Genomic DNA, 22,080 nt, shown 5'->3' on the forward strand with positions numbered 1-22,080 from the left:
GGCGCCAACGTTGCGTTGACCGGAAGCGCCCCCGGTGTCTAATCGCGGCGTTCACGGCCCAAAGCGCCGGGGCAGGGTTGAAGGCGTCGCCGTCGGCGGCGTTCGAAGGGTTTGGAATGCGTTTCGGCGGTTTCTCGGCTGGACTGGTTGCGGCGACGGCTGTGCTCGCCGCCACGCCTGTGCTTGCGCAGAGCGCAGCGTCACGCAGTTCGGGCCTGTCCCTGTCGGAAGCCCAGTCGGCTCAGCGCCACGCCCCCGCGCAGCAGCGTCGCGGCCTGCGTCTGAACGACAGCGGACGCTGGGCCCTGGATTTCAATCTGAACCAGCCTGTGGGCCGCGAGACGGACTGGGGAGACGTCGAAGCCGGCGCCTATTACCGGCTCAACGACCGTCTGCGCGTCGGCGCCGCTGCGGCTGTGGCCTCGCCGGAGGCTGATCCTGCCCGAGCGCCGGAAACCAGCGCCCGCACCCAGCCCCGCGTCCGTCTGGAAACAATCTTCAAGTTCTGACGCCGCCGAAGGCGGATTGGATCGTCTCCACCGCCGCCAGGCCACAGGCGCCCGATCCCGTCAGCAGAGCAACCCGGTCCGGACGCAATCCTCCCAGGGCGTAAACAGGAACCCCGGCGCTTTGGACCAGGGTTTTGAACGCCGGCGCCCCCAGGGCCGGCTTGGTCGCCGACGCGCCCCCAGCCGGAAAGACCGGCGACAGGATCAGGGCCTCCACGCCTGAAGCCGGCGGTCCGGCGCCGTGCCAGGCCGCCGTCAGCCGCCAATCCGGGCGCCGTCTTCGCACATCGGCGGCGCGATCACCTTCTCTCTCCGGCAGATGCAGGCCGTCGGCCGATACGGCGTCGGCGAGATCGGCGTCCTTTCCGACCAGAAGTTCAACCCCGGCCTCATGCGTCGCGGCGCGCAGGCGACGGCCGATCTCGACCGCCTGATCGGCGCCGAAGGCGCGATAGACGACGGCCGATCCCGGCGGCAGGCGGGCCGCCGTCTCCCAGGGGCGGGGGGTGCGCGCCGGGTCGGTGAAGAACAGCAGCGGCGGCAGACGCGCCGCCGCCGGGCTGACAGCGGCGGCGGCGCGGTTTAGAGCGGTGGCCGCATCCCAGAGCATGCGCGCATCGTCGCTGTAACCGGCCGGCAGGATCATGACCTCTTCTTCTCCCGCTTCGGCGTCTCCGTCCACCGATGCCGCCGCAATCTCCGACAGGCTGGCCGTCGTCCGCGCCCGTATCGCAGAGGCCTGTCGCGCCGTCGGGCGCGATCCCGAAACCGTCGTTCTGACCGCCGTCTCCAAGACCCAGCCGCCGGAGGCCATCGCGGCCATGAGGGCGGCGGGCCAGAGGGTGTTCGGCGAAAACCGAGTGCAGGAGGCCCAGGGACGTTGGGCCGACGGCCTGTACGGCCGCCCCGGCGGGGCGGAGCTGGAGCTGCGTCTGATCGGGCCGCTCCAGACCAACAAGGCTGAAGACGCCGTGGCCCTGTTCGACGTCATCGAGACCCTGGACCGGGAGAAGCTGGCGCGGACCCTGGCCGAGGCTGCGGCGAAACGGGGCCGATCGCCTCGTCTGCTGATCCAGGTCAATACGGGGGCGGAGCCGCAGAAGGCCGGCGTCCTGCCCGACGCCGCCGAGGCTCTGATCGCGACGGCGCAGAAGACCTATGGGCTGACCGTCGAGGGGTTGATGTGTATTCCGCCCGCCGATCAGCCGCCTGAACCCCATTTCCGGCTTCTGGCGCGGCTGGCCGAGGACAATGGCCTGTCGGTCCTGTCCATGGGGATGAGCGGAGATTACGAGACGGCGATCCGCTGCGGCGCCACCCATGTCCGGCTGGGAACGGCGTTGTTCGGGGAACGAAAACCATCCGAAACAGTCTCTAGGCCGTAACTCGACGTGAATTCGCACCCCCAAGCCTTGGCGCGGGGGCCAAGCCTCGCCATTGTCTGTCCATGCCCACGCCCAAGACCATCCTGATCATCGATGACGACGACGACCTGCGCGAGGCCTTGGCCGAGCAGTTGAATCTGCACGAAGAGTTCAAGACCCAGCAGGCCTCGACCGCAGCGGACGGCGTCCGTATGGGGCGCGAGATCCGTGCAGACCTGATCCTGCTGGACGTCGACCTGCCCGATATGGACGGCCGCGAGGCCTGCCGCCTGCTGCGCAAGGACGGGGTCTCCACCCCGGTCATCATGCTGACCGCCCAGTCGGCCGACGCCGACGCCATCCTGGGCCTAGACGCAGGCGCCAACGACTATGTCACCAAGCCCTTCCGGTTCGCGGTCCTGCTGGCTCGCATCCGCGCCCATCTGCGCAGCCACGAACAGTCGGAAGACGCCGTCTTCTCCATCGGCCCCTATGAGTTCCGGCCCGCCGCCAAGGTTCTGATGGACGCCAAGGGCAAGAAGGTGCGGCTGACGGAAAAAGAGACGAACATCCTGAAGTATCTCTACCGCGCCGGCGCCAAGCCCGTGTCGCGCGAGGAGCTGCTGACCGAGGTCTGGGGCTATAACGCCGGTGTCACCACCCACACCCTGGAAACCCACATCTATCGCCTGCGCCAGAAGATCGAGCCTGAGCCGGGTCAGGCCAGGCTTCTGCTGACCGACGCGGGCGGTTATCGGCTCCAGCCCTGAGGGGTTCCGAACAAGGCGCCCGTTAGGCTGGACGCGTCGGTTTTCCGCCAGGAAGCGTTTTCCGCCCGTCCTCCTTTCCGACCGTGAACGCCGGAAGGAAGATCTGGACCAGCGGGCCGATGGCGAGGGCGTAGAGGATCGTCCCGACCCCGACCGAGCCGCCCAGGGCCCAGCCGGCGGCGACGACGGTCAGTTCGATGGCGGTCCGCACGGCCTTGATCGGCCAGCCGGTGCGGGCGACCAGACCTGTCATCAGGCCGTCGCGCGGTCCTGGACCCAGGCCCGCCCCGATATAGGCGCCGCTCGCTACGCCATTCAGCACGATCCCCGTCGCCAGGAACAGGCTCCGAACCGGTAGGACCGGGTCCGCCGGAATGTATCTCAGCGCCAGGCCGGCGACCGAGCCGATGACCAGAACATTGGCGATCGTGCCTATTCCCGGCTTCTGGCGCAGCGGAATCCACAGCAGCAGCACGGCCATACCGATCAGATTGACCACCATGCCGAAGCCGAGACCGGCCGGTTCGGCGAATCGTTCGAAAATGCCCTGGCTCAGGACGTCCCAAGGGTCGAGACCCAGATCCGCCCTGACGATCAGGCCGATGGACAGGCCGTAAAGGCTCAGGCCCAGGAAGAGTTGGATCAGGCGGCGGGTCATGAGCGGCGTTTCGCCTAAACTGGCTTTGGAAAAAAGGTCCAGTTCTGTCATTCTGGCCCCATGTCCTCGCGGTCTATCGGTACAGCCTCTCTGATCCGCCACCTGGGCGCTTGGCGCGCGCCGGGCGCCGGCCCGGCCTACCGTCAGTTGGCCGGAGCGGTCAGACTTTTGATCCTGGACGGACGGCTTCCTCTGGCGGCGCGACTGCCGGGAGAGCGCGAAGCGGCGCAGGCGCTGGGTTTGAGCCGTACGACCGTGTCGGCCGCCTATGGACGACTGCGGGATGACGGGTTTCTTACAGGGGGACGCGGCGCCTCGGCGCGGACCAGCCTGCCGGGTGAGGCGCCGACGGGCGGCTCGCGCGGCCTTACTGAAGCCAGAACCTCTTCCCGCGCGGACGAGGTCCTCGACCTGACCGCCGCCGTCCTGCCGGCCGATCCCAGCGTTCACGCCGCCTATGTCCGGGCTCTGGAGCGGCTGCCGACCCGTTTGCCGGGCCACGGCTATGAGGCCTCGGGGGTTGAGGCCCTGCGCGAGGCGGTGGCGGCCGCCTATCGGCGGCGCGGCTTGCCGACCTCGCCCGCCCAGATCCTGATCACCCACGGGGCTCACAATGGACTGGTTCATCTGCTGCGGCTGATGGTCAGGCCGGGTCAGCCGGTCGTCTTCGACCATCCCACCTATCCGCAGGCGCTGGACGCCATTCTCGCGGCCGGCGCGCGTCCCACGCCGGTCGCCCTGCCGGACGACGCCGGGGCGGGAGCGGGGACTGAGGGGTGGGACGTGGAGGGTCTGATCGCCGCCTGTCGGACCAGTGGCGCGCCCCTGGCCTATCTGGTCCTAGACCATCACAATCCGACCGGGCGGATGATGCGGGCGGCGGATCGGCTGCGGCTTCTGGCGGGGCTGAAAGGGTGCGAGACTCTGCTGGTGCTGGATGAGACCTTGGTGGAGCTGACCCTCAGCGGCCCGCCTGCCCTGACGGCCTCGGCGGTCGATGCGCCGCGTGTCGTGCGCCTGGGCTCCCTGTCCAAGAGCGTCTGGGGCGGGTTGCGCATCGGGTGGATTCGCGCGGACCGGGCGGTGATCCAGCGCCTGGCCCAAAGCCGCGCCAGTTTCGACCTGGGCGCGCCGATCCTGGAGCAGCTGGCGGCGGTCGAACTGCTGGGCGACGGCGGCGCCGGTCTGGCGGCGCGACGGCCTCTGCTGCGAGCGCGACGCGACCATCTGCGGATGCGGCTGGCGGAACGGCTGCCGGAGTGGGTCTGTCCCCGGCCGGCGGGCGGCCTGTCCGTCTGGGCGCAACTGCCGGCGCCGATCAGCTCGGCCCTGGCGGTCCAGGCGGCCGAGCGCGGCTTGAGATTGGCGTCCGGTCCGCGCTTCGGCGTGGACGGCGCTTTCGAACATCGGCTGCGATTGCCCTATACTCTGCCGGAGCCTGTTTTGGACGTGGCGGTCGAGCGATTGGCTCAGGCGGCCGAGGCGCTGGAGCGCAAGACACGGCCGGTTTCCGCGCCCCCGCCCCGTCGCGTCGCCGTCTATTGAAGGCCCGGTTCGCCTATCCGGAAACGATAGAGGGCGGCGGATTTGCTCCGCCGCCCTCCTGAGCGTCAATCGACTGGGCCCGAAGGATCAGAAGGTGGCGTTGACGCTGACCTGGAAGACCCGGCCGGTTTCCAGATAGCCGCCCTTGCGGTCGGGCGAGACATAGCGTTCGCCCGCCCCGACGGTCGACCAACGGGTCGGTTCGTCGGTCAGGTTGCGGACCGCAGCCCCCACTTCCAGTCCGGGCGCCAGGGTCAAGGCCACGCCCAGGTTCAGCTCCTTGGACGGCTGGATGTAGATGTCGGGCTGGCTGTCCTGAACCGTGTCCAGGCGACGACCGGTGTAGTTGTACCAGAGGCTGGCCCGCAGCGACCCATGCTCATAGCCGGCCTCCAGATTGTACATCAGCTCGGGCGCCTGGGGCAGGTCGCTCTTGCGGATGTCGGTCGAGGAGAGGCGGTATTCGGCCTCCGTCTGCTGATAGGTCAGGTTCCCGCCCAGCGACAGGCCGTCCATCCAGCCGTCGACCGGCAGGACATAACGACCGCCCATTTCGATCCCGGTGGCGGAGCCGCCCAGGCCGTTGAACGGCTTGATCAGGATGACGCCGTCGCTGGTCTTGCTCGTGCCCGTCCGCAGGGCGGTCGGCACGACGATATTGTCCAGATCCTTGTGGTAGACGGCCAGTTGCAGGTTGGAGCCGACGGCGTACCATTCCAGACCCAGATCATAGCTCCAGCCCTCGACCGGTTTCAGATCGGGGTTGGGCTGGCTGATGCTGATGACGGCGTTGGTGACGGGGTCGCGGCTGACGGTGGTCGGACCCGCCAGCTGGCTGCCCGCGGGCCGGCTGTAGCTGGAACGCGCGGCCGCCCGCACCACCAGGGCGTCGCTGGGACGCCAGGCGGCGATGACGCTGGGATCGACATGGTCGTAATCCCGATCTGCGGTCGCGAAACGGGCGCCGTCGGCGTCCTTCACGAAGAAGCGGGCTTCGAAGTGGTTGTCCTCGTAGCGGACCCCCGGCGTGATCTCCAGGGCGCCGCCGGCCAGTTTCAGGGTGGCGGCGGCGAAGGCGGCCGTCCGGTCTTCCCGGCTGTCCGACAGGCCCTGGTTCAGCTTCTCTTGCGAAACCACCACGGTCGAGCCGTACAGATCGCGTTCGTTTTCGACGAAGCGGCGATCGACCAGCTTCACCGGGCGCACCGTGCCGTGGTCCATGAAGTCGGTGATCAGGCGGCCGGGCGTCGCGCCGATCGACGGGCCGTCCACGGTTCCAGCCTGCAAGGACGTGCGGAAACGGTAGCGGGTGTCGTCCGGGGCCAGGCTGCGGCCGTCCTGATCGGCCGTCTCGTACAAGCCGCCGACCGAGGCGCTGGCGAGCACGCCGGAACCGGCCCAGGTCAGGTCGCCCTTCACCGTCTTCTTCACCTCCGACAGATAGCCGTAGCCCTGCTGGACATAGATCTGGCTGGGACGGTCCTGGCTGGCGACATAGGCGGTCGCGCCGGCCGACAGCACCGGCATGGGCCAGCGAGGGTCCGACAGGTCCAGCTTCAGCCCTTCGGTCGAGGCGCCGGTATTGCCCGTCGCGCCGTTATAGGCGACGCCTCGCCAGGCGGCCTCGATCGTATTGGGCGAGTCCAGACGGCCGTCGGCATAGGCGGCTTCCAGCGAGGCGGTGAAGTCGCCGAAGCGCAGCTTGCCCCCCGTCTGGACCGACAGCAGCTCCTGTTCGACGTCCTCGACGCGGAAATAGTTGGCCGGATTGATGCCGTAGGGCGTGTAGTCGCCGGCGGCGTTGTAGTTGGCGCCGCCCGGATTGGGATTGGTCTGGCCCGAGGTCCGCTCGCTGCGAAGCCCCGTCTGGTTCATCGTATTGGTGTTGGTGTAGGTCGCATAGTTGACCCGGGCGAACAGGTCCAAGGGCTGGGTGCGATAGTCCAGAGAGGCCGTGGCGCCGTAGCGTTCCACCGTGGAGTTGAAGAAGTTCCACTGAAGACCGTCCGCCGACAGGGCGTTCTCATTCTCGCGGGCCGAGCCGACATTGGCCCTGGAAGTCTTGTAGTCGTTCTGAACAGCGACGCTTTCGGCGGCGCTGTCCTTCTGCTCGTAATAGGCGGAAGCATAGACGCCCAGGCGACCGTCGGCGAAGCGACGCGCCATGTCCACGCCGACTGCGCCGCCCAGGCTGTCCTGACCGCGATCCTCGGCCAGTTCGGCCATCTGGCCGACGGCGCGCAGGCGCAGCATCTGGTCACCGAAGTCGAAGGCGGTCGGCGTGACCAGATTGACGATACCGGCGATGGCGTCGGCGTCGAGCGTCGCATCCGGCGTCTTTTCGATGCCGATGGTCTGGATGGCGAAGGGGCTGAACAGGTTCAGCGAGATCGAGCGGCCGCCGGCCGTCTGGGGCAGGCGCAGGCCGTCCAGCGTATAGGCGTTGAAGCTGGTGTCGAAGCCGCGGATGGCGACGTATTGGGCTTCGCCGGTGGCCGACTGGTTGCGGCCCTGGTCCTGACTGACCGACACGCCGGGCAGGCGCTTGGCCAGGTCGGCGATGGTGGTTTGGGGGTTCAGGCTGACGTCGCCGACGGCGATGGCGTCCACGACGCCGGTCGCCTGGCGTTCCTCGACCAGAACCGTCTGGGCGCGCCGGGCGCCGGTCACGACGATCTCTTGCAAGGTGGCTGGGCCGGTAGCGGTCTCGGACTGGGCCCAGGCCGAACCGCCGGCGCAGAGCGCGGCGAGGCTGCAGGAAACGCCGAGAAGGGCGCGCCGAGTGGACGAACCTGAAATGGTCATTGGAAATCCGATTAATGAGGCCGCGCCCCCATGGGCGGCGCGGGCTCCTTAGTGCGGGTCAATGACAGGCTGCCTAAAGCTATGCGCCTGAAAGGCTAAGCTTGTGCGACGCTTGTGGGACAGTTGTCGGGGTCAGACGGACAAATCGACCGTCACCGGCGCATGGTCGGACGGCCGGTCCCACTCGCGGACGTCATCATGAATCCGGGCCGTGTCCTTGATGACGGCCGGGGTCAGGCCGGGCGAGGTCCAGATATGATCCAGGCGCAGGCCGCGGTTCGACTTGCGGAAGTCGGCGGCTCGATAACTCCACCAGCTGGCCAGCTTCTGCGGTTCGGGGAAACGGTCGCGCAGCACGTCGGCGAAGCCGCCTGTAGCCTGAAGTCGGTTCAGCACCTCCACCTCGATCGGCGTGTGGCTGACGATCTTGGACATGTAGCGGTGGTTCCACACGTCGCCCTCGCCCGGTGCGATGTTGAAATCGCCGGCCATGACCAGGGGGCGAGACCGATCCTGTCGGGCGACGATCTCGGTCAGCTGTTCGTAGAAGTCGAGCTTGTGATCGAACTTGGGGTTCAGCGTCCGGTCGGGCACGTCGCCGCCGGCGGGAATATAGAAGTTCTGAACGTCGATCCCGGCGACCCGGGCCGAGACGCAACGGGCGTGGCCCAGTTTGCAGACCTGGAAGGTCTCGCTGTCCTCAAGCGGCAGGCGGCTGGCGATCGCCACCCCGTGCCAACCCTTCTGGCCGGCGACACGCATATGAGGCAGGCCCATCTCTTCGAAGGCGGCGCGCGGGAACTGATCCGTCGTGCATTTGATCTCTTGCAGCATCAGAACGTCGGGAGCCCGTTCGGCGACGAACCGGGCGACCTGATCGATGCGCAGGCGGACGGAGTTGATGTTCCAGGTGGCGAGGCGAAGGGTCATGCTTCGCTTTAACAGGCCGCGCTCCGGAAGAACCACCCAGAAAAAAGGCCCGGCCTCTGCGGGCCGGGCCGATCCAGTTTCGTCTCTCTCGCCGCCGGGGAGGGGGATGCATCCGGGCGGTAGAGCGGCCGCCGCCGCTCTGTGTTCTAGATGTCACGACCGAAGGAAAAGGTCAAATTGTCACATTTCTCGCTTGGCCGTGATTCTCCGGCAACGGACGGATACCGGTGATTCGCGACTTCCGCTCTTACAGGCGCTAGTTCCGACCGGGTCGGCGGGTAGGGTCTCGCAGTTGGAACAGGCTGGCCGCCAAGCCGGAGGCAGGCTGAAGCGAGGTCAGCTGAGTGCGGGTCCGCGATCCCTGGGCGTCGGAAATGGTCCATTCGTGCAGGCGGATCGGATCACCGGCGAAGGCCAGAACCACCTGGCCGTCGTTGGGCCGATTGGCGTCGCGGGCGGTGATGGCGAAGGCGCCGGACTGCATCCGCGTGACGCGGTCGATCCGGACGCCCTGGTCCAGCCGCACATTGCGCGCAAGGAAGGTCGAAAGGGGCGTCCGTCCCAGCGGCACCTGCTGGAAATTGTTCAGCCGCGGATCATAGCGTTTGACGTTGTAGCCGTCCGACACGACCAGCAGACCGGCCGGATTGGTGTATTCGAACCGCATCTTGCCGGGGCGCTGCAGATAGAACCGGCCCTCGCGGCGCTGTCCGCCCGGACCCGTCTCGACGAACGTGCCCTGGGCCGAGGTCAGGCCTTGGAGATAGGTCTGGGCCCGTTGAACCACCGCCCGATCCTCGGCCGATAGATTGGATTGGGCCTGGGCCGCGTCGAACATCCCCAGGGCGGCCAAGCCCGTCACAAGTCCGGCGCCCAGCAGCAGGGCGCGGCGTTGGGAATCGACGGCGGCGTCGATCGGGGCGGCGAGGCTCTCGGCGACGGCGGTGGTGGTCATGAAGTCAGTCTCCCGTTCGGGATGGTCAGCGATGCCGCCGTCTTGCCCGATCGGCTTGGCGTCGGAATGACGCGAGCCTGACCATATTCCGGCGCTCCGATGAAGCCCTGTTCATCAAAATGCTGAAGCTTGGACGCGACGGCGGGTCAGACAACGGCTCGAAGGCGCAGCCGTTCCTCGGCTTGGCTCACACCATCGGCGGCGGGCCGGCCAGAACGTCGCGCTTGCCGGCGTGGTTGGCGGGGCTGACCACGCCTTCCTGCTCCATCCGTTCGATCAGGGAGGCTGCGCGGTTGTAGCCGATCTGCAGACGACGCTGGACGTAGGAGGTCGAGGCCTTGCGGTCGCGGGTTACGACGGCGACGGCGCGGTCGTACAGATCGTCGCTCCCGCTCCCATTTGGGCCGCCGTTTCCACCCTCGTCGAAACCGCCGTCCCCGTCGCCGTCCGGTTCGTCGGTGATCAGGTCCAGATAGTCGGGCTCGGCCTGGGCCTTCAGGTGTTTGCAGACGTCCTCGACCTCCTTGTCGTCGACGAAGGGGCCGTGCAGGCGGGTGATGCGGCCGCCGCCGGCCATATAGAGCATGTCGCCCTGGCCCAGCAGCTGTTCGCCGCCCTGTTCGCCCAGGATGGTCCGGCTGTCGATCTTGGAGGTGACCTGGAAAGAAATCCGGGTCGGGAAGTTGGCCTTGATGGTGCCGGTGATCACGTCCACCGACGGGCGCTGGGTCGCCATGATCAGGTGGATGCCTGCGGCGCGGGCCATCTGGGCCAGGCGCTGGACGGCGCCTTCCACATCCTTGCCAGCGACCAGCATCAGGTCGGCCATCTCGTCCATGACCACCACCAGATAGGGCATGGGCTCGGGACGGATCTTCTCGGACTCATAGACGGGGCGGCCCTGGTCGTCGAAGCCGGTCTGGACGGTGCGCTCGAAATGCTCGCCCTTCGCCTGGGCCTCGCGGGCGCGCTCGTTGTAGCTGGCGACATTGCGCACGCCGAGCTTGGACATGCGGCGATAGCGGTCCTCCATCTCGCGCACCGTCCATTTCAGGGCCACGACGGCCTTCTTCGGATCGGTGACGACCGGGGCCAGCAGGTGCGGGATGCCGTCATAGACCGACAGCTCCAGCATCTTGGGGTCAATCATGATGAAGCGGCACTCGGCCGGGCTGTGGCGATACAGGATCGACAGGATCATGGCGTTGACCCCGACCGACTTGCCCGAGCCGGTGGTGCCGGCGATCAAGAGGTGGGGCATGCGGGCCAGGTCGGCGACATAGGGTTCGCCGCCGATGGTCTCGCCGAGCGCCAGGGGCAGCAGGTGGCCCTTCTTGTCGTATTCGGCGCTGGACAGAAGGTCGCGCAGATAGACGGTCTCGCGCTTGGCGTTGGGCAGTTCGATGCCGATGGCGTTCCTGCCCTGAACCACCGAAATCCGGCAGGCGCGGGCGGACATGGAGCGGGCGATGTCGTCGGCCAGGGCGACCACGCGGCCGTGTTTCACGCCGGGGGCGGGGACCAGCTCGTACAGGGTGACCACGGGGCCGGGGCGGATCTGGTCGATCACGCCGCGCACGCCGAATTCCTGCAGCACGCCTTCCAGCATCTTGGCGTTCTGCTTCAGGGAGTCCTCATCCACCGAACCGACGCGCTGGGCGGGCTTGGTGAGGATGCCCAGCGGCGGCAGGTCGAAGGCGCCTTCGGGACGGTCGAAGACGAAGGCCTGCTGATCGACATCTTCCTTGCGCGGCTTGGGCGCCTTGACCGCGGCCACGCGGGGTTCGACCGCCCGCGGCGCGGCGCGGGCGGCGGGGGCGGGCTCCTCCTCCCAGGGCGGCAGGTCGTCATAGGCCGTCTGGGGACCGTCGGCGTCCTGATCCGGCGCGACGGCGGCGTCCGGGGCGGGGGCGGGCGTGCGAACCTCGGGCTTGGGCGCCGCCTTTTCGCGTGCGGGGGCGCGCGGCTTTTTGGCAGCGACGGCAGGCGGGGGCGCGGCGGGGGCGCGCAGCGAGCGGCCCCAGTGCAGGGCGTCGATGAAGTCCATGGCGCGCAAGCCGATGGCGAAGCCCGTCAGCCACAGGCCGCCGCCCAGGAACAGCAATCCGGCGATGATCCGCCCGCCGGGAATCCTCAGGGCGGCCAGGCCCTGGGCGGTCAGGCCGGTGAAGGCGTCGCCCCACAGACCGCCCAGGCCGGCGGCTAAGGGCCAGGCGGCGGGGGCGGCCAGGGCCGCGAGGGCCCCGGACAACAGCAGGGTTCCGGCCGTGGCCGACAGGGCCTTGATCGGGCTGGGTTTCAGACGTTGCTGGATGGCGTCGCCGATGGCGCGGGCCAGGCCGAAGGCGATCGCCAGCAGGGCGGCGGGCCAGGCGGCCAGGCCCAGGGACTGCATGAACAGGTCCGCAAACAGGGCGCCGTTCGCCCCCAGCCAGTTGGTGGTCGGCAGGCTGGAGGCGGCGTTCAGACTGGCGTCCGCCGGATTCCAGGAGATCAGGGCGATCAGCAGCAGGGTCGCCAGCAGGGCCTGAAGCACACCCCGGAAACGCACGACAAAGGGCGCCTCCCAAAGGATGCGGGCGCTGATCCAGGCCTGGCGGCCGACGGCGAGGGCGGTGGACATGAAAGGCGAGACCTTCCGGGCGGCTGACGTTCGACCCGCCTTGTCGCATCCCCAGGGTTAAGGGCTCATTTACCAGGAGCCGGAGACAAACCGTCCTCTGGACCTTTTGAGCGTGCGGCGCGACAAGCCTGCCATGGCAGAGACCGAACGCTACGACATCATCATCGCCGGCGCGGGCCTGGCCGGGGCGAGCTTCGCCCTGGCGGCGGCGCAGGGCGGGCTGAAGGTGGTGATGGTCGATCCCCAGCCGTTCAGCGCCCAGCTGGCGCCGAGTTTCGACGGGCGTTCGACGGCGATCGCCTTTTCCACCTTCCGCATGCTGGACGCCCTGGGCCTGGGCGAGACCCTGCGGCCCCACGCCTGCCGGATGGATCACATTCTCGTCACGGACGGCCGTCGGCCGGGCGCGGCCAGCCGGGCGGCGTCGCCGGCCTTCCTGCGCTTCGACGCCGAGGAGATCGGTGGGCGAACCGGGGGCGAGCCCCTGGGCTATATGGTCGAGAACCGGCGGATCCGCGCGGCCCTGGCCGAGGCGGTGACGGCGGCGGGGATCGAGGTGCGGGCGCCGGCCTCGGTCGTCTCGGTCGAGCGGGATGCGGGCAAGGCGACCGTGACCCTGGCCGACGGGTCGATTCTGACCGCCGCCCTGGTGGTGGGGGCGGAAGGCCGGGGCTCGATCGTGCGCCGCGCCGCCGGGATCGAGACGGTCGGCTGGGGCTATGGTCAGAGCGGGGTGGTGGCCACGGTCCGGCTGGGCCGCGACCACGGCAATGTCGCCCACGAATATTTCCTGCCCAGCGGCCCCTTCGCCATCCTGCCCCTGACCGATCAGCGGGCCAGCCTGGTCTGGACCGAGACGACGCGGCGGGCCGAGGCCCTGCGCGACGCCTCGGACGCGGCCTTCCAGTCGCATCTGATGCGGCGGTTCGGGGATTTTCTGGAGGGGGTCTCGGTCGAGGGGCCGCGCTTCGTCTATCCGCTGTCGCTCAGCCTGGCCGAAAAACTGGTCGCGCCGCGCCTCGCCCTGATCGGCGACGCCGCCCATGGGGTGCATCCGGTGGCGGGCCAGGGCCTGAACATGGGGCTGAAGGACGCCGCCGCCTTAGCCGAGGTTCTGGCCGAGGCCGCGCGCCTGGGCGAGGACCTGGGGGCCGAGACGGTGCTGGAACGCTACGCTCGCTGGCGCCGGTTCGACAATGCGGCCCTGGCGGCCGGCTTCGACGCCTTCGTGCGGCTGTTCTCCAACGACATCGGTCCGGTCCGGCTGATGCGAGATCTGGGGATGGCGGCGGTGAACCGAATCGGGCCGCTGCGCCGGGCCTTCATGCAGGAGGCGGGCGGGGCGACCGGCGACCTGCCGCGGCTGCTGCGCGGCGAACCGGTCTAATTCAGCCGCATTCGGACGCGCTCGAAGGTCGTCGATCGACGCGCTTCTTCGACGCCGTCAAGGCCGCGCGCCCGAGACAGGGCCTCCAGGGAACCGGTCAGGGCGCCCTGTTTCTCGCGAGCGGCGGCGACGTCCAGCCAGGGCCGGTGGTCTTGCGGGTCCAGCAGGGCCCGGCGCAGGGCCGAGCGTTCGGCCGCCTCATAGTCGTGGCTGCGGATGGCGCGGCTGAACAGCAGGTTCTGCAGCCGGATCAAGGCCTGACGGTCGCTGACCGGGGCCATCAACAGGTCCAGCCGGTCGGCGACGTGCGGCGTCAGACCGGCCCGAAGCGCCCGCCGGGTCAGTTCGCTGGGCAGGACCAGCCGACCCTGGCTGAAGGGATCGAGCGCGACCGGACCCTCGGCCGTCTCGACGCGGACCAGGAAATGGCCGGGGAAGTCCACACCCGCCGCCTTCAGCCCCGCCGCACGGGCGGCGTGGAGATAGAAGACCGCCAGGGCGGCGGACAGGCCGCGCCGCCGCTCGGCCACCTCGATCAGGTCGGTATTGGCGGGATGGTCGTAATGGAGCAGGTCGCCGTTCAGACGCAGGTCGGCGGCCATGGTTTCGGACAGGGCCTCGTCCGGGCTTTCGCCCCCGACCCGCTCCTTCAGCCTTTCACAGGCGCTGCGGGCCAGGGTGCGGACGGGTTGGGGGTCACGGAAGGGATGATCGTGGATGGCGCAGGCGATCGCCGCCTCCAGCAGGGGGAAGCCCTCGTCGCCGCCCTCACCGGCCGACGTCAGGATGGCCTCGGCTTCTTCCCGGGTCATGCGATCCCTTCAGTTCCCGCGCCTCTGAACGCCGCGAAGATGACGCGGAAATCGACTGGGAGCCAGCGCCACCATATCAATTCTCAGTTCAAGGGGTTGCAGGGCCGGGCGGTTGCGGCGGACGGCCTCGCCCGCCGCAACCAGCCGATCGTGCTGAGTGGGCTTCAGCGCCAGGACGGCGAGGTCGAGCCGGGAGCGGCGCTTGACCTCCACCACAGCCAGGATTCGGCCGCGACGGGCCAGCAGGTCGATCTCGCCGGAGCGGGTCTTCAGCCGAAACCCCAGAATCTGATAGCCCTTCAGCATCAGCCAGAGGGCGGCGATCCATTCCGCCGCATGGCCGGCCTTGAAGGCGGCGCCCCCCTTGGCCTGACGCCAGGCCGCCTTCGGACGTCGCTCTGGCGTCGGGCGGGGCAGGCGGGGGCTCACTTGCCCTGAAGCTCCAGGGCGCGGCGGTACAGGGTCTTGCGGTTCAGGCCCAGGGCGCGGGCGACTTCTGAGGCGGCTTCTCCGGTCGAAAGCCGGGTCAGGGCGTCGGTCAGGGCCGCGTCGGCGTCGGCCTGGGTCGCCTCCTCCGCCTCGCCGGGGCCGATGACCACGACGATCTCCCCCTTGGGCGCATCCAGTCGGGGATCGACCGCCAGTTCGTCCAGCGATCCCCGCACGCATTCTTCGTACAGCTTGGTCAATTCACGCGCCACGGCGGCCGGGCGAGGGCCGAGAACGGCCGCCATGTCGGTCAGGCTGTCGCGCAGGCGCGGCCCGCTTTCGAAGAAGACCAGGGTCTGGCGCTGGCCTTTCAGCCCTTCCAGGGCGGCGGTCCGCCCGGCGGTCTTGGGCGGCAGGAAGCCGGCGAACAGGACGCGGTCAGCGGGCAGGCCGGCGATGCACAGGGCGGCCAGCAGGCTGGACGGGCCGGGAATGGGGTGGACCGGCAGGCCCTCGGCGATGACGGCGCGGGCGACGACGAAGCCGGGATCGGACACCAGGGGCGTGCCGGCGTCGGAGACCAAGGCCACCACCTCGCCGCTCCGGAGGCGCTCGATCGCCTGTTCGGCCGCACGACCGGAAGCGTGGTCGTCGCAGCGTTCCAGCTTCGCCTTCAGTCCGTAGGCGGACAGGAGTTTGGCGGTGACGCGGGTGTCCTCGGCTAGGACCAGGTCGGCGGCGGCCAACACGTCCAGCGCCCTGAGCGTCATGTCGCGCAGGTTCCCGATCGGCGTCGCCACCAGATAGAGACCCGGCTCCACCCGCCGGGGCGGGGGGGCGGCGGGGGGGAAGAGGCCGGGTTCGCTCATGATCAGACGGTGGGGGGCACCGCCGTGCTCGGCTTTTCGACCACGGCGGCGGGCGGACGCGGCGCCGAGGTCAGGCCCGAGCCCTGGAAGGCGGGGCCGGCGTCATAGGCGGTGAAGGTGGCGGCGGTGATGATCTCGCTGACCGAAGCGCCCAGGGAGACGATCTGGACCGGCTTCTCCAGCCCGACCAGCAGCGGTCCGATGACGGTCGCGCCGCCCAAGGCCTGGACCAGCTTGGTCGAGATGGCGGCCGAGTGGATGGCCGGCATGACCAGGACGTTGGCCGGCTTGGTCAGGCGGTTGAAGGCGTAGGCGGGATGGCCCTTCGGATCCAGGGCGACCTCGGGGGGCATTTCGCCCTCGTATTCGAAGTCGACGCCCTTCTTGTCCAGGATGCGGATCGCCTCGCGAACCTTTTCGGCCCGGTCGCCGGGCGGATTGCCGAAGGTGGAATAGCTGAGGAAGGCCACGCGCGGATTGCGACCGAGCTTGCGCACCGTCTCGGCGGCCTTGATCGCGATGTCCGCCAGCTCAGCGGCGTCCGGCAGTTCGTGAATGGTGGTGTCGGCGACGAACAGGGTCCGGCCCTTGGCCAGCAGGATCGACAGGCCGATCAGGGTGTCGTCCACGTCCAGGACGCGCTGGACCTCTTTCAGGGCCATGTTGAAGTTGCGGGTGACGCCGGCGACCATGGCGTCGGCCCGGCCCTTGGCGACCAGGGTGGCGGCGAAATAGTTGCGGTCCTGGTTGATCATCCGCTGAACGTCGCGGCGCAGATAGCCGCGGCGCTGCAGCTTCTCGTACAGCCAGTCGGTGTCCTCGACATTGTGGCCGGAGACGCGGGCGTTGGTGATCTCTATGCCCAGATCGTCGAAGTTCAGCCCGGCCTCGGCGGCGTTCTGGCGGATCAGATCCTCGCGTCCGACCAGGATGGGGGTGCCCAGATCGGCCTGTTTGAAGCCCCAGGCGGCGCGGATGACGGCCGGCTCCTCGCCCTCGGCGAAGACGATGCGCTTGTTGGGTCCGCCGCGCACGGCCGAGTTGATCTTCTGCATCAGGGCGGCGGACGGATCGACGCGCGAGCGCAGGGCATTGCGATAGGCGTCCATGTCGTCGATCTGGACGCGGGCCACGCCCGAATCCATCGCCGCCTGGGCGACGAAGGGCGGGATGTACCAGATCAGCCGGGGATCAAAGGGGGTCGGGATAATGTAGTCCGGGCCGAACTTCAGCTTGCGGCCGCGATAGGCGGCGGCGACCTCGTCCGGCACGTCCTCGCGCGCCAGGGCGGCCAGGGCCTGGGCGCAGGCCACCTTCATCTCATGGTTCACCCGGCGCGCCCGCACGTCCAGGGCGCCCCGGAACAGATAGGGGAAGGCCAGGACGTTGTTGACCTGGTTCACATAGTCCGAGCGGCCGGTGGCGATGATGGCGTCGGACCGGACCGACTTGACGTCTTCCGGCGTGATCTCGGGATCGGGGTTGGCCATGGCGAAGATGATCGGATTGGGGGCCATGGAGGCCACCATCTCCTTGGTGATCGCGCCCTTGGCGGACAGGCCCAGCACCACATCGGCGCCGACCATGGCCTCGGCCAGGGTGCGGTGGGGCGTGTCGGTCGCATGGGCGGCCTTCCACTGGTCCATGCCGTGTTCGCGGCCCTTGTAGACCACGCCGTCCTTGTCGCAGATGACCGTGTTCTCGGCCTTGACCCCGGCGGCCTTCATCAGGGCGATGGAGGACAGGCCTGCGGCGCCGGCGCCGGCCAGAACCACCTTGACCTCGTCCAGCCGCTTGCCGGCGACATGACAGGCGTTGATCAGGCCGGCGGTGGAGATGATGGCGGTGCCGTGCTGGTCGTCATGGAAGACGGGGATGTCCAGCAGGTCCTGAAGTTCGCTCTCAATGACGAAACATTCGGGGGACTTGATGTCCTCCAGATTGATGCCGCCCCAGGTGTCGCCGATGTTCTTCACCACGGTGATGAACTCGTCCGGATCGGTGGTCTTCACCTGGACGTCGAAACTGTCCACATCGGCGAAGCGTTTGAACAGGACCGACTTGCCCTCCATCACCGGCTTGGAGGCCATGTGGCCCAGATTGCCCAGGCCCAGGATGGCGGTGCCGTTCGAGATGACGGCGACCAGATTGCCCTTGGAGGTGTATTCGTAAGCCTTGTCCGCATCCTGGGCGATGGCCAGGACCGGCACGGCCACGCCCGGCGAATAGGCCAGCGACAGGTCGCGCTGGGTCGCCATCGGTTTGGTCGGGGCCATCGAGATCTTCCCCGGCGTGGGGATGCGGTGGAAATCCAGCGCCTCCTGGTCGGAGAAGGTCTGTTTTTCTGTCAGATCGGGCATCGGGACGTCCAGGGTTCGGCGCAGCTGTAACCGTTCGTGTCCTAGAGCTTGGGAAGGGCCGCGCCAAGCCTTGACGCCCCGGAAGGTTCACAGACGCGCGCGCAAGTTTCCCTTCGCGTCAGCGTCAACCACCGGGCTTTCAGAAGGCGAGCGCGCCCGTGCGTTCGACCTCGACCGGGCCGGTCATCAGCACATGATCCGTCGCCGGGTCCCAGTCGATCGTCAGCTCGCCCCCGTCCACCACGACCGTGGCCTTACGGTCGGTCAGACCGCGTCGGACGGCCGCCACCTGGGCCGCGCAGGCGCCGGTGCCGCAGGCCTTGGTCAGGCCGGCGCCCCGCTCCCAGACCCGAAGCCGGATGTGGCCCCGGTCCAGCACATGGGCGAAGCCGACATTGACCCCTTCGGGAAACAGGGGGTGGTGTTCGACCAGGGAGCCGGAACCGGTCACGAAGGCGTCGTCCTGCCGGTCGGTGAAAAAGACGACGTGCGGATTGCCCATGGAGACGGCGCCCGGCGTGTGCAGGATCGGCGCGTCGATGGGGCCGAGCTGAAGCTCGATGCCGCGCGTGTCCATCTCTTCGGCCAGGGGGACTTCGGTCCAGTTCAGCCGGGGCCGGCCCATATCGACCGTCACCCTGTGGTCGCCGGCGCGGGACGCCGTGGTCGGGCCTGCGGCGGTGTCGATGACCACCCGGTCGGAACCCTTGGCCTGCATCAACAGCCAGCCGACGCAGCGCAGGGCGTTGCCGCAGGTCTCGACCATGGAGCCGTCGGCGTTCCAGACCCGCATGAATGCGTCTGCCGTGTCGGACGGTTCGATGGCGATCAGCTGGTCGAACCCCTCGCCTGTGGCCCGGTCGGCCAGGGCGCGAATCTGGTCCTCGGTCGGACGAAACGGGGTTTTCAGCGCGTCGATGACGATGAAGTCATTGCCGGCGCCGTTCATCTTGACGAAAGGACGGGTCATGCAGGCCATATAGGCTCAATCCCCGCCGTCCGGAAACCGCTGTGTCCCAGACCGAAACCGACTCCAAGGACGACGGCCTGCGACTGCGCGCACGGCTCCGATATCTTTATCACGGCGGTCAGCCGGCGGCGGTGAAGTTCCGGCTGACGGTCATCGTCATCGACTTCGCCATCATCGCCTTCTTCCTGGCGGCTCCGATCCTGAAGAACATGGGCTGGGCCTTCTATGTTCTGGACTATCTGATCGCCGCCCTGCTGGCGGCCGATCTGGCGGCGCGGGCCTACGCCTATTCGGATGTTCGCGACTGGCTGAAGAAGCCGATCGTCTGGTTGGATCTTTTCGTCCTGGCGACCCTGCTGTTCCCGGCCTGGCTGTTCAATCTCGGCTTCCTGCGGATGTTGCGGCTTTGGACCCTGCTGAACTCGGACTTCTTCTGGCGCACGGTGGGCGCGCGGTTCGACGACACCCGCGTCGAGGCCATAGTGCGAGCCTTGTCGGGCCTTGTGACCTTCGTCTTCGTCGTGACCGGCTTCGTCTATGCGACCTTCCGGGGACACGACGGGATCAGCGGCTATATCGACGCCCTCTATTTCACCGTGGCGACCCTGACGACGACCGGCTTCGGCGACGTCACCCTGCCGGGGCCGCTGGGCAAGCTTCTGTCCATCGCCATCATGCTGGTGGGGATCACCCTGTTCCTGCGTCTGGCCCAGGCCCTGATCAAGCCGCACAAGGTCCGCCACCCTTGCGACCGCTGCGGCCTCCAGACGCACGATCCCGACGCGGTGCACTGCAAGGCCTGCGGGAACCTGATCTGCATCCCCGACGAGGGTTGAGAAAGATGACAAAACCGTAAGGGCGGATTCGTCGCCTTGTCGCCCGGCCGACCGCCGTTAAGGTGCCGGTCTTCAATTCCGGGGACTGTCCATGATCCGCTCATCCGCCGCCGTGCTCGCGGCCCTTCTCGCCTCCACCAGCCTGACCTCGGTATCCATGGCCCAGACCGCCTCCTCCGCCCCCGCCTTCGCGACCAGCGAGGCGAGCGACCCCTATGTCTGGCTGGAGGAGGTCGAGGGCGAGCGGGCCATGGAATGGGTCAAGGCGCACAACGCCCATTCCCTGGGCGTGCTGCAGGGCGATCCCCGCTATGAAACCCTGCACCAGCAGGCGCTGGAGATCGTCCAGTCGCGCGACCGCATCCCCGCGCCGGGCTTCACCCACGACGGCCATATCGACAACTTCTGGCAGGACGCCCAGCATGTGCGCGGCGTCTGGCGGCGCACGACCCTGGACTCCTACAAGACCGCCGAGCCCCAGTGGGAGACGGTTCTGGACATCGACGCCCTGGCCGAGGCCGAGAGCGCGAACTGGGTCTACAAGGGCTCGACCTGCCTGGCCCCCGAAGAGCGCTACTGCCTGATCAGCCTGTCCAACGGCGGCAAGGACGCGGTGACCCTGCGCGAGTTCGACAGCGTGACCCGCAGCTTCGTCGAAGGCGGGATCTATCTGCCGGAATCCAAGGGCGGGGCGAGCTGGATCAACAAGGACACCCTTCTGGTCGCGCGCGACTTCGGCCCCGGCACCTTGACCAACTCGGGCTATCCGATGGTGGTCAAGCGGATGCGGCGCGGCGAGAATCTGGATCAGGCCGACGTCCTGTTCATGGGCGAGCCGACGGATGTGTCGGTGTCCGGCTATACGCTGCGCGACGCGGACGGGGTGCTGAAGGCGACCCTGATCAACCGGTCGATCGACTTCTATTCGTCCGAGACCTATCGCGTCACCGACGATGGGGCCGTGGTCAAACTGGCCCTGCCGGCCAAGTCGGACATCACCGGCCTGGTCGCCGGCAAGCTGGTGGTGTCGCTGAAACAGGACTGGACCGCGCCGTCCGGGCAGGACTTCAAGAGCGGCGACCTGATCGCCTGGCCGCTGGACGCCTGGCTGGAAGACCCCGCCACCCCCGCCGTCCTGGTGCTGCGTCCCACGGAACGTCAGGCGGTCGAGGGGGTGAACGCCACCCGCAACACCCTGGTCGTGGCCCTGTACGACAATGTGCGCGGTTCGGTGCGGGTCTATCGTCCCGGCGAGAGCGAGTGGACCTATTCGACCCTGGACCTGCCGCAGAACGTCTCGGTCGGCGTCGGTTCGGCCTCGGAGATCGACGACAAGGTCTTCGTCAGCGTCACCGGCTATCTGAACCCGTCCAGTCTGTGGCTGGCCGATGCGGCGACCGGAGCGGTCGATCAGGTCAAGTCGATGCCGGCCAAGTTCGACGCCACCGGCATGACGGTGGAGCAGCACGAGGCCCGTTCGGCCGACGGGACGATGATCCCCTATTTCGTGGTCCATAAGGCGGACATGCCGCTGGACGGGTCCAACCTGACCCTGCTGTACGGTTACGGCGGCTTCGAAAGCTCGCTGCTGCCCGGCTATTCGGCCACGATCGGCAAGCTGTGGCTGGAGCGGGGCGGGGTCTATGTCATCGCCAATACGCGCGGCGGCGGCGAGTTCGGCCCGCGCTGGCACGAGGCGGCCCTGCAGCAGAACCGCCAGCGCGCGCACGAGGACTTCCAGGCCGTGGCCCTGGACCTGATCGCCCGCAAGATCGCCAGCCAGCCGAAGCTGGGGATCATGGGCGGCTCGCAGGGCGGCCTGTTCATGGGGGCGATGCTGACCCAGCGCCCGGACCTGATCAATGCGGCCGTCATTCAGGTGCCCCTGTTCGACATGCTGCGCTTCCACAAGCTCTTAGCCGGGGCCAGCTGGATCGGCGAGTACGGCGATCCCGAGATTCCGGAGCAGCGCGCCTGGATCCAGCAGTATTCGCCCTATCAAAACCTGCGGGCGGGCCAGCCCTATCCGGAGGTCTTCATCCACACCTCGACCAAGGACGACCGGGTCCATCCGGGCCACGCCCGCAAGGCGGCGGCGCGCCTGGAAGAGCTGGGCTATCCGGTGCTCTTCTATGAGAACACCGACGGCGGCCATGCGGCGGGGGCCAACCTGCAAGAGACGGCGCGGCGGTTGGCGCTGGAATACACCTATCTGTCGCGCCGGCTGATGGACACGCCGGCGAAGGAATAGGGTCTTT

At 68.3% G+C, this 22,080-nt stretch carries 18 protein-coding genes; 7 read left to right on the forward strand and 11 right to left on the reverse strand.

All coding sequences use genetic code 11. The features are described 5' to 3' along the window. Positions 1-116: 116 nt before the first annotated feature. A complete protein-coding gene (locus ACW178_RS02750; protein ID WP_287105454.1) occupies positions 117-509 on the forward strand; it encodes an NtrZ family periplasmic regulatory protein in 393 nt (130 codons plus the stop codon). On the opposite strand, the gene ACW178_RS02755 is transcribed toward ACW178_RS02750, so the two are convergent. Further along, positions 499-1,155, reverse strand: coding sequence for a thiamine phosphate synthase (locus ACW178_RS02755; protein ID WP_492024834.1), 657 nt, complete (start codon positions 1,153-1,155; stop codon positions 499-501). The genes ACW178_RS02750 and ACW178_RS02755 overlap by 11 nt on opposite strands. Here ACW178_RS02755 and ACW178_RS02760 point away from each other — a divergent pair. Continuing rightward, on the forward strand, positions 1,154-1,894 hold the full coding sequence (locus ACW178_RS02760) for a YggS family pyridoxal phosphate-dependent enzyme (RefSeq protein WP_287104300.1): 741 nt from the start codon (positions 1,154-1,156) through the stop codon (positions 1,892-1,894). The two genes, ACW178_RS02755 and ACW178_RS02760, sit on opposite strands and share 2 nt — an antisense overlap. 62 nt (positions 1,895-1,956) lie before the next feature. After that, the gene (locus tag ACW178_RS02765) at positions 1,957-2,643 is read left to right on the forward strand and encodes a response regulator transcription factor (protein WP_054764424.1); all 687 of its coding nucleotides are present in this window, start codon (positions 1,957-1,959) and stop codon (positions 2,641-2,643) included. 22 nt (positions 2,644-2,665) lie between these two features. Here ACW178_RS02765 and yczE read toward each other — a convergent pair whose 3' ends face one another. Further along, a complete protein-coding gene (gene yczE / locus ACW178_RS02770; RefSeq protein WP_191558321.1) occupies positions 2,666-3,301 on the reverse strand; it encodes a membrane protein YczE in 636 nt (211 codons plus the stop codon). Positions 3,302-3,361: 60 nt separating this feature from the next. On the opposite strand from yczE, the gene yczR reads away from it, so the two are divergent. Continuing rightward, positions 3,362-4,846, forward strand: a complete 1,485-nt coding sequence (gene yczR / locus ACW178_RS02775) for a MocR-like transcription factor YczR (RefSeq protein ID WP_444571539.1) — start codon at positions 3,362-3,364, stop codon at positions 4,844-4,846. Between the two features lie 87 nt (positions 4,847-4,933). On the opposite strand, the gene ACW178_RS02780 is transcribed toward yczR, so the two are convergent. The 4 genes from ACW178_RS02780 to ACW178_RS02795 form a co-directional block, all read right to left on the reverse strand. Further along, positions 4,934-7,651 (reverse strand): TonB-dependent receptor, encoded by a 2,718-nt coding sequence (locus tag ACW178_RS02780; RefSeq protein ID WP_287104977.1) that lies wholly within the window; start codon positions 7,649-7,651, stop codon positions 4,934-4,936. A gap of 132 nt (positions 7,652-7,783) precedes the next feature. Continuing rightward, on the reverse strand, positions 7,784-8,581 hold the full coding sequence (locus ACW178_RS02785; RefSeq protein ID WP_152949271.1) for an exodeoxyribonuclease III: 798 nt from the start codon (positions 8,579-8,581) through the stop codon (positions 7,784-7,786). A gap of 256 nt (positions 8,582-8,837) precedes the next feature. Then, positions 8,838-9,536, reverse strand: a complete 699-nt coding sequence (locus ACW178_RS02790; protein ID WP_287104979.1) for a LolA family protein — start codon at positions 9,534-9,536, stop codon at positions 8,838-8,840. Positions 9,537-9,723: 187 nt separating this feature from the next. Beyond that, positions 9,724-12,159 carry a DNA translocase FtsK gene (locus ACW178_RS02795; protein ID WP_492024835.1) on the reverse strand — a complete coding sequence of 812 codons (2,436 nt, stop codon included), beginning with the start codon at positions 12,157-12,159 and terminating at the stop codon, positions 9,724-9,726. A gap of 133 nt (positions 12,160-12,292) precedes the next feature. On the opposite strand from ACW178_RS02795, the gene ACW178_RS02800 reads away from it, so the two are divergent. Beyond that, on the forward strand, positions 12,293-13,546 hold the full coding sequence (locus tag ACW178_RS02800; protein WP_492024836.1) for a UbiH/UbiF/VisC/COQ6 family ubiquinone biosynthesis hydroxylase: 1,254 nt from the start codon (positions 12,293-12,295) through the stop codon (positions 13,544-13,546). Here the strand turns inward: ACW178_RS02800 and ACW178_RS02805 are convergent. From ACW178_RS02805 to dapF, 5 genes are all read right to left on the reverse strand, one after another. Beyond that, complete coding sequence (locus tag ACW178_RS02805; protein ID WP_287106270.1) at positions 13,543-14,358, reverse strand: transglutaminase family protein; 816 nt, start codon at positions 14,356-14,358, stop codon at positions 13,543-13,545. The genes ACW178_RS02800 and ACW178_RS02805 overlap by 4 nt on opposite strands. A gap of 9 nt (positions 14,359-14,367) precedes the next feature. Next, entirely contained in the window at positions 14,368-14,787 is a 420-nt protein-coding gene (locus ACW178_RS02810; RefSeq protein WP_007390284.1) for a YraN family protein, read from the reverse strand. Beyond that, entirely contained in the window at positions 14,784-15,656 is an 873-nt protein-coding gene (gene rsmI / locus ACW178_RS02815) for a 16S rRNA (cytidine(1402)-2'-O)-methyltransferase (protein WP_336969429.1), read from the reverse strand. Before rsmI ends, ACW178_RS02810 begins: the two co-directional genes overlap by 4 nt. A 2-nt stretch (positions 15,657-15,658) precedes the next feature. Further along, complete coding sequence (locus ACW178_RS02820) at positions 15,659-18,016, reverse strand: NADP-dependent malic enzyme (RefSeq protein ID WP_492024837.1); 2,358 nt, start codon at positions 18,014-18,016, stop codon at positions 15,659-15,661. A gap of 139 nt (positions 18,017-18,155) precedes the next feature. Continuing rightward, positions 18,156-18,986: a diaminopimelate epimerase gene (gene dapF, locus ACW178_RS02825; protein ID WP_287103775.1), complete on the reverse strand. Its 831-nt coding sequence runs from the start codon at positions 18,984-18,986 to the stop codon at positions 18,156-18,158. Between the two features lie 41 nt (positions 18,987-19,027). Here dapF and ACW178_RS02830 point away from each other — a divergent pair, with 41 nt between their 5' ends. After that, a complete protein-coding gene (locus tag ACW178_RS02830; protein WP_287103777.1) occupies positions 19,028-19,822 on the forward strand; it encodes a potassium channel family protein in 795 nt (264 codons plus the stop codon). Between the two features lie 91 nt (positions 19,823-19,913). Next, complete coding sequence (locus ACW178_RS02835) at positions 19,914-22,073, forward strand: prolyl oligopeptidase family serine peptidase (RefSeq protein ID WP_492024838.1); 2,160 nt, start codon at positions 19,914-19,916, stop codon at positions 22,071-22,073. The last annotated feature ends 7 nt before the right edge of the window (positions 22,074-22,080 follow it).

It is taken from the genome of Brevundimonas sp. AVps4, from assembly GCF_058681525.1.

Bases quoted from the DNA above. Each gene is read 5' to 3' on its own strand.
- ACW178_RS02750 (WP_287105454.1), top strand. From the start codon at position 117: ATGCGTTTCGGCGGTTTCTCGGCTGGACTGGTTGCGGCGACGGCTGTG.
- ACW178_RS02795 (WP_492024835.1), bottom strand. From the start codon at position 12,159: ATGTCCACCGCCCTCGCCGTCGGCCGCCAGGCCTGGATCAGCGCCCGC.
- ACW178_RS02765 (WP_054764424.1), top strand. From the start codon at position 1,957: ATGCCCACGCCCAAGACCATCCTGATCATCGATGACGACGACGACCTG.
- yczE (WP_191558321.1), bottom strand. From the start codon at position 3,301: ATGACCCGCCGCCTGATCCAACTCTTCCTGGGCCTGAGCCTTTACGGC.
- ACW178_RS02805 (WP_287106270.1), bottom strand. From the start codon at position 14,358: ATGACCCGGGAAGAAGCCGAGGCCATCCTGACGTCGGCCGGTGAGGGC.
- ACW178_RS02820 (WP_492024837.1), bottom strand. From the start codon at position 18,016: ATGCCCGATCTGACAGAAAAACAGACCTTCTCCGACCAGGAGGCGCTG.
- ACW178_RS02755 (WP_492024834.1), bottom strand. From the start codon at position 1,155: ATGATCCTGCCGGCCGGTTACAGCGACGATGCGCGCATGCTCTGGGAT.
- ACW178_RS02835 (WP_492024838.1), top strand. From the start codon at position 19,914: ATGATCCGCTCATCCGCCGCCGTGCTCGCGGCCCTTCTCGCCTCCACC.
- rsmI (WP_336969429.1), bottom strand. From the start codon at position 15,656: ATGAGCGAACCCGGCCTCTTCCCCCCCGCCGCCCCCCCGCCCCGGCGG.
- dapF (WP_287103775.1), bottom strand. From the start codon at position 18,986: ATGACCCGTCCTTTCGTCAAGATGAACGGCGCCGGCAATGACTTCATC.
- ACW178_RS02790 (WP_287104979.1), bottom strand. From the start codon at position 9,536: ATGACCACCACCGCCGTCGCCGAGAGCCTCGCCGCCCCGATCGACGCC.
- ACW178_RS02780 (WP_287104977.1), bottom strand. From the start codon at position 7,651: ATGACCATTTCAGGTTCGTCCACTCGGCGCGCCCTTCTCGGCGTTTCC.
- ACW178_RS02785 (WP_152949271.1), bottom strand. From the start codon at position 8,581: ATGACCCTTCGCCTCGCCACCTGGAACATCAACTCCGTCCGCCTGCGC.
- yczR (WP_444571539.1), top strand. From the start codon at position 3,362: ATGTCCTCGCGGTCTATCGGTACAGCCTCTCTGATCCGCCACCTGGGC.
- ACW178_RS02760 (WP_287104300.1), top strand. From the start codon at position 1,154: ATGACCTCTTCTTCTCCCGCTTCGGCGTCTCCGTCCACCGATGCCGCC.
- ACW178_RS02800 (WP_492024836.1), top strand. From the start codon at position 12,293: ATGGCAGAGACCGAACGCTACGACATCATCATCGCCGGCGCGGGCCTG.